Origin of the sequence: Amycolatopsis sp. WAC 04182 (assembly GCF_003947465.1) — a bacterium.
GTDB lineage: Bacteria > Actinomycetota > Actinomycetes > Mycobacteriales > Pseudonocardiaceae > Amycolatopsis.
In genome coordinates this window covers 202,707-216,689 of the sequence record NZ_QHJJ01000008.1, presented here as the reverse complement: position 1 = coordinate 216,689, position 13,983 = coordinate 202,707, and the positions used below count along the sequence as shown (strand labels likewise).

General features: G+C 68.6%; 10 protein-coding genes. 3 read left to right on the top strand and 7 right to left on the bottom strand.

What is annotated here, in order from left to right:
• Window positions 1–324: 324 nt before the first annotated feature.
• Together bluB and DMH01_RS35870 are read right to left on the bottom strand one after the other, a co-directional pair.
• On the bottom strand, window positions 325–972 hold the full coding sequence (gene bluB, locus DMH01_RS35875) for a 5,6-dimethylbenzimidazole synthase (protein WP_125682803.1): 648 nt from the start codon (window positions 970–972) through the stop codon (window positions 325–327).
• Window positions 962–1,825 carry an alpha/beta fold hydrolase gene (locus DMH01_RS35870; protein WP_125682801.1) on the bottom strand — a complete coding sequence of 288 codons (864 nt, stop codon included), beginning with the start codon at window positions 1,823–1,825 and terminating at the stop codon, window positions 962–964. The genes bluB and DMH01_RS35870 overlap by 11 nt, the downstream gene beginning before the upstream one ends.
• Before the next feature lie 98 nt (window positions 1,826–1,923).
• Between DMH01_RS35870 and DMH01_RS35865 the strand changes: the two genes are divergently transcribed.
• A complete protein-coding gene (locus DMH01_RS35865; RefSeq protein ID WP_125682799.1) occupies window positions 1,924–2,322 on the top strand; it encodes a helix-turn-helix domain-containing protein in 399 nt (132 codons plus the stop codon).
• Here the strand turns inward: DMH01_RS35865 and DMH01_RS35860 are convergent.
• Both DMH01_RS35860 and DMH01_RS35855 read right to left on the bottom strand, forming a co-directional pair.
• Window positions 2,304–2,726 carry a hypothetical protein gene (locus tag DMH01_RS35860; RefSeq protein WP_233621803.1) on the bottom strand — a complete coding sequence of 141 codons (423 nt, stop codon included), beginning with the start codon at window positions 2,724–2,726 and terminating at the stop codon, window positions 2,304–2,306. The two genes, DMH01_RS35865 and DMH01_RS35860, sit on opposite strands and share 19 nt — an antisense overlap.
• A complete protein-coding gene (locus DMH01_RS35855; protein ID WP_125682797.1) occupies window positions 2,723–3,946 on the bottom strand; it encodes a hypothetical protein in 1,224 nt (407 codons plus the stop codon). Before DMH01_RS35855 ends, DMH01_RS35860 begins: the two co-directional genes overlap by 4 nt.
• 182 nt (window positions 3,947–4,128) lie before the next feature.
• On the opposite strand from DMH01_RS35855, the gene DMH01_RS35850 reads away from it, so the two are divergent.
• Complete coding sequence (locus DMH01_RS35850) at window positions 4,129–4,764, top strand: DUF1345 domain-containing protein (RefSeq protein ID WP_125682795.1); 636 nt, start codon at window positions 4,129–4,131, stop codon at window positions 4,762–4,764.
• A 4-nt stretch (window positions 4,765–4,768) separates the two neighbouring features.
• On the opposite strand, the gene DMH01_RS35845 is transcribed toward DMH01_RS35850, so the two are convergent.
• Window positions 4,769–6,355 carry a helix-turn-helix domain-containing protein gene (locus tag DMH01_RS35845; RefSeq protein WP_125682793.1) on the bottom strand — a complete coding sequence of 529 codons (1,587 nt, stop codon included), beginning with the start codon at window positions 6,353–6,355 and terminating at the stop codon, window positions 4,769–4,771.
• A 225-nt stretch (window positions 6,356–6,580) separates the two neighbouring features.
• Between DMH01_RS35845 and DMH01_RS35840 the strand changes: the two genes are divergently transcribed.
• A complete protein-coding gene (locus DMH01_RS35840) occupies window positions 6,581–7,759 on the top strand; it encodes a phosphatidylserine/phosphatidylglycerophosphate/cardiolipin synthase family protein (RefSeq protein ID WP_158633281.1) in 1,179 nt (392 codons plus the stop codon).
• 323 nt (window positions 7,760–8,082) lie between these two features.
• Here DMH01_RS35840 and DMH01_RS35835 read toward each other — a convergent pair whose 3' ends face one another.
• Together DMH01_RS35835 and DMH01_RS35830 are read right to left on the bottom strand one after the other, a co-directional pair.
• Complete coding sequence (locus DMH01_RS35835) at window positions 8,083–10,506, bottom strand: glucan 1,4-alpha-glucosidase (RefSeq protein ID WP_125682789.1); 2,424 nt, start codon at window positions 10,504–10,506, stop codon at window positions 8,083–8,085.
• 178 nt (window positions 10,507–10,684) lie between these two features.
• Window positions 10,685–13,981 carry a DUF6801 domain-containing protein gene (locus tag DMH01_RS35830; protein ID WP_125682787.1) on the bottom strand — a complete coding sequence of 1,099 codons (3,297 nt, stop codon included), beginning with the start codon at window positions 13,979–13,981 and terminating at the stop codon, window positions 10,685–10,687.
• Window positions 13,982–13,983: the final 2 nt, after the last annotated feature.

The window sequence follows — 13,983 nt, the reverse complement described above, 5'->3', positions numbered from 1 at the left end:
ACCGGACATTGTTACACCAATCGGGCGCGCAATCGGCTAGACGTGTCCTTTGTGGACACGTCGCGATGGGGGGTCGGGCTGTCCAGGGTGGCCATCTCATTGCGAAGTCGGCGAAGACGGCCTACGCGACAGGGGTTCGTCCACGCCACGTTTGACTTGCAGCTCAATAGAACGCTCCTTATCACTCACGACCCCTGCGATAAGATGCACATAGGTCTCAAATCGGATAGCCCCCGCGGGAATTCGTCCCTTATGGACAGTCCGGACCGTCTCCACGCTCGTCGACGAGCCCGCTCCGTCACGTCACCTTTGCCTACTCGAGGCTTACCCGCGAGGCTCGTACCGCTCGTAGTGCAGCACGGCGTCGAGCGGAAGACGTTCCCGCCAGCCGTGCCGCTCCAGATCGGGGACGGCGGGCAGCTCCCGCACCGGGCCGACGCACAACCACGCCACCGGACGGACGTTTCCGGGCAATCCCACCAGATCGCGCAGGAACTCCTCGCGGTAGAAGCTGACCCAGCCGACGCCGAGCCCCTCGGCGGTCGCCGCCAGCCACAGGTTCTGAATGGCCAGGCACACCGAGTACAGCCCGGCGTCGGCGATCGCGTGCCTCCCCAGCACGTCGGGCGCGCCGCGCGCCGGGTCGTAGCCGACCACGATCCCGGCGGAGGACTCGACGATCCCCTCGATCTTGATGTTCGCGAAGACACGAGCCCGCTCGACGTCCAATTGGTCTTCGAACACCTCGCGCTCGGCCAGCACGTGCTCGCGAAACCGCTTTCGAAGGTCCATATCGGACACCACGACGAAATCCCACGGCTGGGACAGGCCCACGCTCGGCGCAGCGTGTGCCGCGCTCAGCACTCGGCGCAGCACCTCTTCGGGAATCGGCTCGCCGGTGAACTCGCCCCTGGTGTCCCGTCGCCGGAAGATCGTGCCGTACAACGAACCGGTTTCTGTCTCACGCGTCATGTGCCCGATCGTGCCCGTTCCGGTTCGCGGCGAGGAACGGGGTCAGCAGGCGTAGCAGTTCCGCGGGCCGGTCCAGCGGGATGATGTGGCCGCAGTCCTCGACGAGGTGACCGGTGAGGTCGTCGGCGACGGGACGCAACTGCCTTTCCAGCGCACGACCGACCGGGTGGGCGCCGATCGCCATCGTGGGCATCGTCAGCCTGCCGGCCGCCACCGCTTCACCGATCTGGCGCGCGGTGACCGGCAGGGCGCGATAGTAGGAGAAGGCGCAGCGCAGGGCGTCCTGTCCGGTGTAGGCGTCGACGAAGGCGTCGCGGATCTCCGGCGGCACGCCGCGGCCGAGCGTGCCCTCCGTGAGGAACCAGTCGAGGTAATCCGCCTCGTGCCCGACCAGGACCTTTTCGGCGAGGCCGGGAACGGCGTGGAAGCCGAACCACCACGGCGGGCCGCCTGCCAGGAAGTCCTCGGCGCCGGGCAGCGAACCCGCCAGCGACTCCATCACGACGAGCCGCCGCACCAGCTCCGGCCGCCGCAGGGCGAGCAGGACGGCGACCGGCGTGCCCGCGTCGATGGCGACGACGTCCGCCTCGGTTTCGCCGAGGGCTTCGAGGATGCCTTCGGCGTCGGTGGCCAGCGTGCTCGCGTCATAGCCGTCCACGGCGCGGGTGCTGTCGCCGAGCCCGCGCAGATCCGGGGCGATGACCCGGTGCTGTTCGGCGAGTGGGCCGATGATCTCGCTCCAGAGCCGCCAGGTGTGCGGGAAGCCGTGCAGCAGCAGGACCGCGGGCCCGCTGCCCGCGACGGCCACGGTGACCTCGATGCCGTTGATGCCGATCCGGCGTAGCTGGGGCACGTCGCCTCCGTAGTGGTTACCATTGGTTACCAGAAAACCGTAGGTAACTTCCGGTGTGCCGCCAAGACGGCACTTTCCCCACAGGTGGTGAGCTCCAGGTGACCTCCCGGCCGAAGCGTGGCGACCTGTTCGACCCCGAATGCCCGACGCGCCGTCTGCTGGACCGCATCGGCACGAAATGGACGTCGATGGCGGTCAAGGTCCTCGCGGAGGCGTCTCCGGACGAGGTCCGGTTCGCCGAGCTACGGCGCCGGATCCCCGGCGTATCCCAGAAAATGCTGTCGGTGACCTTGCACAGCCTGGTCCGCGACGGCCTCGTCGCGCGCCGGGTGGAGCCCACCGTGCCGCCTCGCGTGCACTACCGGCTGACCGACCTGGGCCGGTCGCTCGACGTGCCGCTGGCGGCGCTCCGGAACTGGGCCGAAGAGCATATGGCCCGGATCGACGAGGCCAACGCGATGGCGGACGACTCCCCGGCTCAGAGCGGCTCCAGATAGGACCGCTCGGACCAGTCGTCGTCCTCGTCATCCCGGGGACGACGGTTCCGCACGGGCGGTTCCGGCGCGGGCGCGGACAGCTTTTCCAGCTCCGCCACGGCCTCGTCGACGTCCAAAGTGGCCAGTTCGCCGACCTGCCGTTCCAAGGACGACCACGCTTCGCCGGCGAGCCGCTGACGTTCCTCCGCGGGCAGCGCGTCGATGAGCTGCCACCAGCCTCGCGCCTCCTGGACGAATTCGTCCAGGACCGGGCCGTGGGCCAGCAGTTCGTGCGGCCGCCGCCGCCCGGCGAGCACCTCCCCCGCGAAGTCCCCGGCGGCACCGCCGGTCGCCGCCAGCAGCCGCATGGCCGTCTGCCGCGCCCGCTCGCCCTGCTCGGAGCCGAAGAGCTCGTGTCCCGTCACAGCCGCACCCCCCTGCCCTTGGCCGGGCACTCGGCGTCCCGGTGTTCGTAGCCTTCCGGCCACTGCGGTGGTTCGCCCATCGCGATGGTGGCTTCCAGCAGTTCGTCGAGCGTCTTCTCCCCCGCGAAGGCGTGTGCCAGCCCGAGCGCGGCACTGATCCAGGTTTGGATGATCCCGACGATCTCGTTGAAGGACAGCACCAGATGGATGATGTCGCGCAGCTCGGGGTCCTGGAAGATGGTGATGAGCTTGCCTCGCTGCCCCAGCTGGGACAGCGCTTCGCTGATCACCTCCGCCACCCGGACCCCGCGTTCCAGCCCGAGTTTCTTGCCCTTGGTGAGGATCAGCAGCACGATGTCGATCGCCGAGCTGTAACCGTGCCTGATCTCCTGCATCATGTGGTACGCGAGCTTCGCCAGCGCCTGGATCGCCCGGCACGCGCCGTGGAAGTACTGGGCCAGCTGCAGCACGCAACTGCGGTAGTCGGCCAGCCAGTTCTTCGCCCGGTCCGCGGCCTCTCCCTTCCACACCCCCTGGATCCCGAACCGGCCCTGGTTGATGTTGGCCGCGATGTTCTCCAGCCCGATCGCGGCGTCGTGGTAGAGCACCGCCTGTTCCTGCAGCACGGTCCAGTCACCGACGAGCAGGTCGGCGAGCATGGTGATGAAGTCCTTGTCCGACCCGGTGAGCATCTTGATCACCTCGGCGACGTCGCCCAGCGACCCACCGAGGTCGAGCAGCTTCTCGCGCTCCTGCTCGGCCTTCACCGGCCACCAGGCCGGGTCGGTGATGGCATTCGGGTCGGGTCCGCCGTAGCCGACCAGGACGGCGTCGCGGAACACCGCGGCTGCCGCCGGGTCGCGCACCTCGTCCACCGGGATCCGCGGGGCGTCCGGCTCCGGGTTGAGCCGGTCCAGCAACTCGGCCGCGCGCGCGTCCACCACGCCGTACCAGTGCGCGACACACCGCAGTTCGTGCCCGCCGCCCGCGGCGAGGTCGGCCGCGAACCGCGACTGGCTCAACCCCGCGCGCTGCCACTCGTCCAGTTTCGACCAGGCGGCGGCCAGGAAACCTTCGCCGCGTTCGGTGTCGAACCCGGCCCCGGCACTGACCAGCCGGTCGAACCACCGCCGATAGCTGTCCGCGCCCGCGCTTGCCCGCAGGACCAGGTCACCGAGCGCGCGTACCGCGTCCGGCTCGACCGAGAATCCCTGCCCCATTCGTCCCCCTCGTACTCCGGAAGCGTCTCTTCGACGCCCCCGAAGTCTGACAGGTTGCCATGAAATGTCACATCACTGGAACGGAGTACCGCGTGCGAAACTGGCCCGGTCGACGGTGAAAGGAGGCAGCACTGTCTCGCCCAACGGCTCGGATCTGGCTGTCCGAGCGCCGCAGGAGCGGCTTGAGTGTCGCGTTCGCGCTGGTCGTCGCCGTGTTGGCGGTCGCGTTCCGCGAGGACGTGCTGTCGATCGCGATGGTCGACGCGGGTGTTCTGGTCCTTCTCGCCTATCTCGTCGGCTACCTCGTCGTGACCGTGGCCGCGTTCGGCGCGGCGACCTCCGAGCAGATCCACGACTGGGCAAGCCGGGGAAGCCGCGGCACGTTCGCGCAGCGCTACGTCTTCGGGACCGCGCCGGGGCCGGGGGTGTCGATCACCATCGCGGCGGCCGCGCTGGCGGTGGCGGTGGTGTGGATGCCGGGGCTCGGCGGCGAGAGCCTGCCCGCGGGCGCGCGCGTGGGGGTCGCGGTCGCGCTGGTCGTCGTCGCGTGGATCTGCGTCCTGGTGTCGTTCGCGATCGCCTACCACGCGGACGACGTGGTCGAACGGGGCAACGCCCTGCGGTTCCCCGGCGACGGACCCGCCGAGTGGCCGGACTACATCTACTTCGCGGTGTCCGTGATGACGACGTTCGGGACGACCGATGTGGACGTCGTCTCCCGTGAGATGCGCAAGACGGTCACCACGCACGCGGTCATCGCCTTCGTGTTCAACACGGTGACCGTGGCGGCGGTCGTGTCCACTTTGAACAGCGGCTGAAGCCTCAGCCCAGTTTCAGCAGGACCGGGCTGCCGGTGACGGTGACGTCGGCACCGGGTTCCACCGGCGTGACGGCCCCGTCGAGGTCTTCGACCGAGGTGGCGCCCTGAGCCGCCGGGATCCGCTCGGACCGGTCGATGGTCCACCAGATCAGGAAGGCCTTGCCGCCCTGGTCGAACCGGCACTGCCACAGGTGATCGGGCAATCCGGCCGCGCGCCCTTGCCCGCAGGAATGGATCCGGCTGCCCGACAGCCAGGTGTGCAGGCGTTCCACGTGTCGCGCGGCCTTCGTGTACGGACCGCCGGCGGGCTGCAGCACGATGGGGATCTTGGCGCTGCCCCAGTTGTAGAAGTACATGCGGCGGTATTGCGCGTAGAGACCGGAAAGGAAGAACCGGACGGCGTGCTGCGCGCCCCGATCGGCGTCGACCGGCCGTTGCCTGTTCACGTCGTAGGCCGAGCCAGTGCTCCACAACCTGATGCCGGCGCCGGCTTCCTGCAGTACTTTTTCGATCTCCTGTGCCAGCGGCAGCATCGTCTCCGGCGGGTCGGAGTCGTTGCGGGGAGCCAGTTTCATCGCGGCGGCGTCGCAATGGTCGTAGCCGCCGAGCTTCGCGAACCGCCGGAACCCGTCGAACGCCGCGGGTTCCCAGAGCTCGCCCATGGACGGGCAGACCACGGTGGCGGCGGGGTCGGCGGCCTTGATCACCTGGCTCGCCCGGCGCGTCATTTCCACCAGCGCGGCCATCGAACCGGAGAAGAAGTCCTGATGGTTGGCCATGTCCCACAGTTCGTAGGCGTCGATCCGGCCGCGATACTGCTCGACGACGGTCCGCACGAAACGTTCCCAGTCGGCGAGGTCGTCGGGCGGGCCGGTGCGGGAATCGTCGGTGTAGACGGACTTCGGGCTGTTGGGGCTCGCCCATGACGGGGTGCCACCGAAGGTCATGGTCACCGGGAAGCCGGCGCCACGGGCGCCGTTCACGAGCCGTTCGAGTGTTTTCCAGTCGTAACTGCCGCGGGCGGGCTCCAGGTTCTGCCACCGCGTGCGCGTGTTCCACAACCGAACGGACCCGACGCGGAACGTCGGCATCAGCCCGGTGTTGGAGTTCGCCGTCACCCCGACGAATTCCGGCTCGAGCGTGCGTGGCGCGCTCGTCCACATCGCCGCCTGGACGGCGGGTGCGGTGACCGGCGCCTGCCGGTCCGGCGGGTTCGCCATGGCGCCTCCGGTGAGCAGGACGGCTCCGAGGACCACGACGAGCGCGATCCGGGTCAGCGGCCGTCTGCGAGCGGTCTCCACCGCGTTGCTTTCCCGGATGACCGGCGGCTCGGGGAAGGTGGTGCCGCCCAGGTCCGCGCGCTCCCACACCCGGTACAGCTTCGCGAGATCCTCTCGGCTCGCGCCGCACACCGTCGCGATCGCCTCGATCGGCGCGAACGTCGTGGGGACGTTCCTTCCGGTGCAGTACCGGTGCACGGTCGACCGGCTCGAATGCACCTTGCGCCCGAGTTGTTCGTAGCTCAGCCCGCTCCGCTGTTTGTACTCGGTGAGAAGTGCCGCCAGCGTGGCAGCCGCCTCACTCGCCATCCCGCTGCGCCCCCTCCGCGCCATTTCCCGGACGGACAACAGTGTCCCATCGCTTGCCTGTCGCCGCGCGAAATCGCGAGATCACGTCTCTCGGTCCGGCGTCACCGCAGGTCAGAGCCGAGGTTTCCTCCCAGCGTCCCATTCCGGGCGGTTTCGCTTGCCCCAGTGGCCCGCGCTGGGGAGCGTGGACCCGCCAGCAGATCCGGCAATGGGGAGGGAATCGGTATGAAACCGCACAGGAGGACCGCGCTTCTAGGCGCCCTGGCGGCCGCGCTACTGGTCGCAGCGTCGACCGGCGTCCCGGCCGCGGCCGCGCCGAGGCTGACGACGCGGGCGGACTTCAACACACCGGGCGGCGGCCAGATCGTCGAATACCTCGAAAGGCTGATCCAGGGCGCACCCGAGAACTCGACCATCAAGACCGCGCAGTTCCTTATGCGGGACAAGCCGATCACGGAGGCGCTCGCGGACGCCGCGGAGCGCGGGGTGCACGTCCAGGTCCTGGTCGACGGGCGGACGACGGACCATCCGAACTACCAGGACCTGAAGAAGCGGCTCGAGAAGACCGGCGACAAGAACTCGTGGGCGAAGAACTGCAAGGACAACCGAGGGTGCAACGGCGGGAACGTCATGCACAACAAGTTCTTCCTGTTCGACCGGACGCTGGACGCGCCGTCGGTGGTCGCGACCGGATCGGCGAACCTCAGCGAGAACACGACCGGCGGCAAGGGCGGCTGGAACAGCTACTACACCGATGTCGGGAACGCCGGCCTGTTCGCCAGGTACAACGACTACTTCGCCGACCTGCGCAGGGTCGCGGACGGGGGCACGGCGAACCCCGACTACTACGAAGCCAACCCACCCGTGATCACCGGCAACACCAAGAGCTACTTCTATCCAAGGCTCAAGGACGCGGGGAACGACACCGTCGAGAACACCCTGAAGGAGGTCGGCTGCTCGGCGGAGAAGTCCAAGATCCGCATCGGCGTGTGGTCACTCACCCGGATGAAGATCATCGAGCGGCTGCGGATCCTCGCCGCCCAGGGCTGCTCCGTGGACATCGTGGCTTTGCGGATGGCCCAGGGCTCGTGCGAAGCGCTGATGAAGGGGCAGCCCGACCGTGTGCGGCTGCGTGGTTTCAAGAAGGGCAACGAGGCAGGCATCCACGAGAAGAACATGATGATCGAGGGTGACTACCTGAAGCCGGGCACCAAGGTCGTCTTCACCGGCAGCCAGAACTTCAACAACCCGTCACTGCACGAGAACGACGAGAACGTCATCCGGGTCCTGGACAACGACGGGATCTACCGGAGCTTCGTGCGGAACTTCGAGCAGGTGGCCCAGGCCACCGACCAGGAGATCAAGTCGCCCGGGGACTGCTGGAAGATGGTGCCGACCGACTGATCCGGCCTTCGTTTCCGGAGGGTCGGGTCCGTGAAGGCCCCCTTCCCTCGGCTGAGCCGAGGGAAGGGGGCCTTCACGCGCACCGGGCCTTGGTTTCTGGAGGGGCCGGGTTGCGAAAGCCACTTTCGCAACGTTGAAGGTTGCGAAAGTGGCTTTCGCAACACCCCGGCCAGGCACGGCACCCGACGGTGGGGCAACTCGGTACATGAAGGCCCCCTTCCTTGCGCTAGGCGCAAGGAAGGGGGCCTTCATGTACTCGGTTTCGGCCCAGCCGGTCGTGAGTGGTAAGAACGGTTAGAACCGTCCTCACCACTCACGACGGCTCAGGGCCGCCAGGTGTCGTTCAACGCCATCGTGCAGCCACCCGAAGCGGTGCCCGCCCGGTTGGCGCCCGATTCCCACGTGACGGTGCCGCCCTCCTTGCGGATGTACTTGTACTGAAAGTTGCTCCCCTTCGGCAGCGAAACGTTAGCCGTCCACAAAGGATAGTCGGCCGACGCCATCGGGACGGCGTTCGCCGGGTTCCACGCTCCGAGTTCGGGCCGGTCACCGACGACGAAGATGTTTTGGCCCCACGAAGTCGTCGCGTTCACCGTGAACTTCGCCGAAACGGCGGAGCAGGCCGCGCTGTACCGCTGCTTGACCACCGACGGCGTCTCGACCGGGGTGCCCGCGTCGATCGAATGCGCCAGTCGCACGAACTGCGCCATCGACCAGGCCAGCGGCGTCGCCGAGCCGGTGCCTTCGCCGAAGGTGAAGCCACCGGCGCTTGGCCGGTCCCAGACCTGTTCCGGGATCAGGAAAGCGGGATTCGCCGAGGCGGCCATGGCCGCCAGATGCGTCGTCGCCGGGCGGCCGTTGGCCAGTTCGTACTCCCCGCGCTCACCGGTGAGCAGCGGCCACAGCCGTCCGACCCCGGCGCCCGCGTACGGACCGCCGGAAGCGGTTTCGCCGTAGCCGTCGTGGTTATACCGGTACCACATCGGGCCGTTCGGGGTGTTCACCTTCAGCGTGGAGTCCACTTCGGACAGTGAGGCGGCGACGTCCGGATCGGCCGCCGGTTTCACGCCGAGGCGGACCAGGTCGAGGAAACCGGCGTCGATGATGGCGCGTTCGTCGTGGTTTCCGCCACCGTTCTGGAGGAAGACGTTCTGGCCGTCGTTGGGGTTGCCGTTGCCGTCGATGCGGTGGAAGTACCGGCCGTCGCCGAGCGGACCGGACGTGGTGAACGTCCAGGCGCTGACCTGCACCTGCCATCGGTCCGCAGTTTCACGGTACCGAGCGGCGGCCGTCGTGTCGCCGTTGCGTTCGGCGATGTCGGCGGCGCAGATCAGCCCGGCGATCTCCGCGGCGATGGTGGACGGCGAGTAGCCTCCGTTCTCCTCCCAGCGTTCCTGCGGGGTCGAAGGACCGTTCGCGACAAGGAAGTCCGCGGACTTCTTCACCTTCGCCCACATCCCCGCGTCGGACCGGCCCAGCTGCCACGCGAGCACGATCGGGAAGGCGACCTCGTCCATCTGCAGGCTGGTCCAGCAATGGGTGCCGTCCAGCCGGGTGTTCTGCGGGAACGAACCGTCCGGCCGCTGCTGGACGGTGAACAGGTAGTCGACCGAACGATGGGCCGCCGCCGAGTCGCCCGCCGCGATCTGCGCGGTCGAGACCTGGTAGAGGTCACGCGACCAGACCGCGTGGTACCCGCAGTCCCCCGTGCCGTTCGCGTCTTTCGCCTCACCCCAGGGATTGGTGAGCGAGGCGACGTTCGCACCCGAATAGGTCTTGTCCTCGTGGGCTTTGAGGGTCATCAGCGCCACGTTGTACTGCGTGGTCAAACCGGCGCCGGTGATCGAACGGGGCACCGCGGCCAGCGAGGAGAGATAGCCGCTCCAGCCGGACCGGTACGCGGTGTCCGCCGCTCCGAAGCCGCCCGCGAGCGAGGCCGTCGCGTTCGCCGACGCGGCGCCCCGATCACCGCCGAAGCCGATGGCGAGGGTGAAGGTGGTGTCGGTCCCCACGGGGATCTGCCCCAGCTGCACCAGGTTTCCGGGCGTCGACGCCGTGTCGTACTGCGTGCCGAGAACGTGATCGCCGCTCAGGTCGACGTAGCCGTCGCTCGTGGTCCCGCTGTAGCCACTGGTCGCCTTGACGAAACCGGTGGAAGCGGCCAAGGCGCTGGACACCGGCCCGTCCGAAGCGACCAGCTGCCCGCCGGAGGTGGCGCCCGTGTCCCCCATGCCGCTGTTGTTCAGGGACGGGTTGTACAGCGCGTACAGCTGCAGCGGACCGCCACTGAGCACCTCGAACCTGGTCTGGATCAGCACGGTGGACCGGGCCGGATCGGCGGTGTGGGTCTTGGTGATCCGGTACCGGCCGTTGGTGGCGGTGTTGATCTGCCGGTAGCTCAGGGAACGCGGATCGGTGAGCACCAGCTGTTTGGTGGTGTGGTCGCGTTCCAGCTGCGTGAACCCGGCACCGTCGGACACCACGTACTGCAGGTCCTGGACGTTGGCGACGTCCACGGTCGGGTAGTAGATCTCGTGGTTGATGCCCTGGCCGAGGGTGAACCAGACCTTCGACGCCGCGTTGGTGGCGGTGCCGAAACCTTCTTTGCCCCCGGTCGTCCAGGCCGCCCCGGTACCCGGTGCGCCGGGCGCGTCCGCCAGCGGTGCGGCGCTCACCGGCGTGGATGCCAGAAGCGCGCCAGCGGTCAACAGCGCGACTAGCGCGCGACGCCGCTTCGGAGATTTCATGCGATCCTTCCCACAGGCCTCATCGACGGCAGGATTTGTTGTTAGCGGCAACTTATTCGCTGGCCGTCTCCACCGGCAGGGCCGATCGGAGTAACCCGGACCACTCGCGCCGGTGGTCCGGTCATGGATCCGGCCCCGCCGCGAGGTGCGACGGGGCCGGAGGAGGGTTTTCGTGGGATCAGCCGACCGGGCGCGGCTTCAGGTTCACCTCCACCGTGTTGCCGGGGCCGGAGGCGACACCGCTGACGATGTCGTTGAGGAACCCACAGCCCTGCAGCGGCGGCAGGGTGTAGGAGCCGGTGAGCTTGCCACCGGCCAGCGGGTCGAAGCCGGCCTTCGACTGGAGCGGGATCTGGGCAGGCGTCTTCGTCTGGCAGGCCGGGCTCGCCGAGACCGGGAAGCCGAAGACGCTGATCCGCGGCAGCTTGACCGTCACCGCCGAGGTCGACTTGAGCACCCCGTTGGCCAGGGTTCCCGTGGTCTTGCCGGCCGAAGCGAACTCGATCTTCGCCTTGACCGGGACGAATCCCCAGAGCGTGAGGTTCGCGTTCGTGGGGTTCAGCGTCAGGTCGGCGTCGAAGGTCCCGTTCGCCAGCGTGATCGCGGCGTTGATGCCGCCACGCAGGTCGATCGGGCCCGCGAGCTTCTTCAGCTGCGTTTTCCCGGTCAGGTCGTAGCTGTACTTGACGACCGGGGAGGTGTTCGGCTGGGTCTTCGCCGTGACCGGCGCGCTGGCGGCCGACTTGTTCCCCGCGGCGTCCTTCGCGACCACGGTGAACGAATACTCCGTGCCGGCCACGAGACCGTCCACAATGGCCGAAGTCCCCGTCACAGTCTTCGCCAGCATGGCGCCGTTGTAGACGTCGTACCCGGTGACACCGACATTGTCCGTCGCCGCATCCCACTCAAGGCTCACGCTGGTCTGCGTGGTTCCCGTGGAGCGCGGGTTCCCCGGCACGCCGGGAGCCTCCGCGTCGGGCGCGGCCTGCGTCCGGACGGTGATGGCGGCGCTCGGCGTCGAGAGGTTGCCCGCCGCGTCCTTCGCGACCACCGTGAACGAATACTCCGTGTCCGGCGCGAGGCCGTCCACCGTCACGGAAGTCCCGGTCACGGACTTCACCAGCGCGGAGCCGCTGTACACGTCATAGCCGGTGACACCGACGTTGTCCGTCGCCGCGTTCCATTCGAGGCTCACGCTCGTCTGCGTGGTCCCGGTCGAGCGCGGGTTGCCCGGTGCGACGGGCGCCTGGGTGTCGGGCGCGGTCTGCGTCCGCGCCGTCGCCGCGGCACTGGCCGCCGAAGCGTTGCCCGCCGCGTCCTTCGCGACCACGGTGAACGAGTACTCGGTGTCCGGCGTGAGACCGTCCACAGTGACCGAAGTCCCGGTCACCGTCTTCACCAGGGTGGCGCCGTTGTAGACGTCGTAGCCGGTGACACCGACGTTGTCGCTCGACGCGTTCCAGGACAGCGCGACGCTGGACTGGGTGAAGTCGGTCGTGGCGAGCCCGGCCGGCACGCTGGGCGCTTCGGTGTCCGGGACCGTGGCGGTCCGGGCGGTCACCGCCGCGCTGGGCTCCGACTTGTTGCCCGCCGCGTCCTTGGCGACGACGGTGAAGGTGTACTCGGTGTCAGCGGCGAGACCGTCGACGGTGGCGTTGGTTTCCGTCACCGCCTTCACCAGGGTGGCGCCGTTGTAGACGTCGTACCCGGTGACACCGACGTTGTCGCTCGACGCGTCCCACGCCAGGCCGACGCTGGTGGCCGAGGTACCGGTCGAGTGCAGGTTGCCCGGCACACCGGGAGCCTGCGTGTCGGGCGCGGCCTGCGTCCGCGCCGTGACCGCGGCGCTGGCCGCCGAAGTGTTGCCCGCCGAGTCCTTCGCGACCACGGTGAAGGAGTACTCGGTGTCGGCCGTCAGACCGTCGATCGTGGCCTGCGGTTCCGTGACCGACTTGACGACCTCGGTGCCCTTCAAGACGTCGTATCCCGTGACACCGACGTTGTCACTCGACGCGTCCCAAGCCAGCGTCACGCTGGTCTGGGTGGTTCCGGTCGAGTGCACGTTCGCGGGTGCCGTCGGGGCCTGCGTGTCCGGAGCCTTCGCGGTCCGGGCGGTGGCAGGCGCGGTGGCGGGCGAGACGTTGCCCGCCGCGTCCTTCGCCTTGACGGTGAACGCGTACTCCGTGTCCGGGGTCAGACCGTCGACCGTGGCCGACGTTCCGGTCACGGATTTGACGAGGTTCGCGCCCTGGTAGACGTCGTAGCCGGTCACGCCGACCTCGTCGGTGGCGGCGCCCCAGGACAACGCGACGCTGTTCTGGGTGACTTCGCCGACCGTCACCGCACCGGGAGCCGAGGGCGGGGTGGTGTCCGCGGCCGCGGTGACGGTGAAGGTGTGCAGCACGTTGGCCTGGCCGTTCGCGGGAGTGCAGTCCGCGACGAACGTGCCGAGGCCGGTCTCCGCGCCGGAAGCCGTCAACGGCGTCATGGTGAGCACCAGATCGTGCACCGAGAGCGTCGCCGTCCCCGGCTTGTCGAACCGCAACGACGGCGCCGCGCCGCTCGCGGTGACGATCAGGTCGTTGCCCGTCGGTGGGATCGGCTGCAGCGGGACGGCTGTCGGCACGCCGACCGCGAGATGTCCCTGCGGGCTGGAGACCAGCGAGGTGGCCAGCGCCGATCCCTTGATCTTCTCGGCGCCGACGAGCCGGAGCCCTTCGGTCGCGGTCTTGCCCGCGTTGGAGACGGCCGTGATGTCGATCCTGGGCGTGAACTGGCCGACCGGGATCGTGTCGGGCAGCGTGGCGTTGATGTCGACCGTGACGTCCTGGTTCCCGATCAACGGGAACGGGCAGCTGTAGACCTGCCGCAGCGGCGGGTGGTTCCCCGTGCCGACAACGGCTTCCGGGGTGACCGGCGAGCCGGACACCGTGTAGGTCTGCAGAACGGTCTCGGCTCCGGCCGCGAGCGTGCAGTCCGCCGTGAAGGTGCCGAGACCGGTCTCGGCGCCGTCGGCCTTCAGCGGGGTCATCACCAGCTGGAGGCCGGTCACCGCGAGCGACGCGGTGCCCGGCTGGTCGAACCTCAGCGCGGGCGCGCTCCCCGTGGCGTTGACGACGAGGTCGTTGCCCGCGGGCGGGATGGGCTGGTTCGGCACGTCGGAGTCGACCTTCACCGTCATCGTGCCCTGAGTGCCGGGCATCGTCACGGTCGAGGTCGCCTTCGCGGTGCCCTTGATGGACTCGGCACCGACGAGCCGAAGACCTTCCGTCGCCGTCTTGCCCGCGTTGGACACGGCGGTGATCTCGATGGCGGGAGTCAGTTTCCCGGTCTCGATCGTCGAAGGCTGCGTGGTCTTGATGGTGACCGAGACGTTCTGATTTCCGATCAACGGAAACGGACACGAGTAATTCTGCGTGAGCTCACCAGGAGCCGCGGCACTGGTGCCCGACCCTACCGCGAGTCCCAGTGCCACCA

What these genes read in the sequence shown, in the direction of transcription:
- DMH01_RS35835 (WP_125682789.1), bottom strand. Translation starts at nt 10,506, where the DNA reads ATGAAATCTCCGAAGCGGCGTCGCGCGCTAGTCGCGCTGTTGACCGCT.
- DMH01_RS35840 (WP_158633281.1), top strand. Translation starts at nt 6,581, where the DNA reads ATGAAACCGCACAGGAGGACCGCGCTTCTAGGCGCCCTGGCGGCCGCG.
- DMH01_RS35845 (WP_125682793.1), bottom strand. Translation starts at nt 6,355, where the DNA reads ATGGCGAGTGAGGCGGCTGCCACGCTGGCGGCACTTCTCACCGAGTAC.
- DMH01_RS35855 (WP_125682797.1), bottom strand. Translation starts at nt 3,946, where the DNA reads ATGGGGCAGGGATTCTCGGTCGAGCCGGACGCGGTACGCGCGCTCGGT.
- bluB (WP_125682803.1), bottom strand. Translation starts at nt 972, where the DNA reads ATGACGCGTGAGACAGAAACCGGTTCGTTGTACGGCACGATCTTCCGG.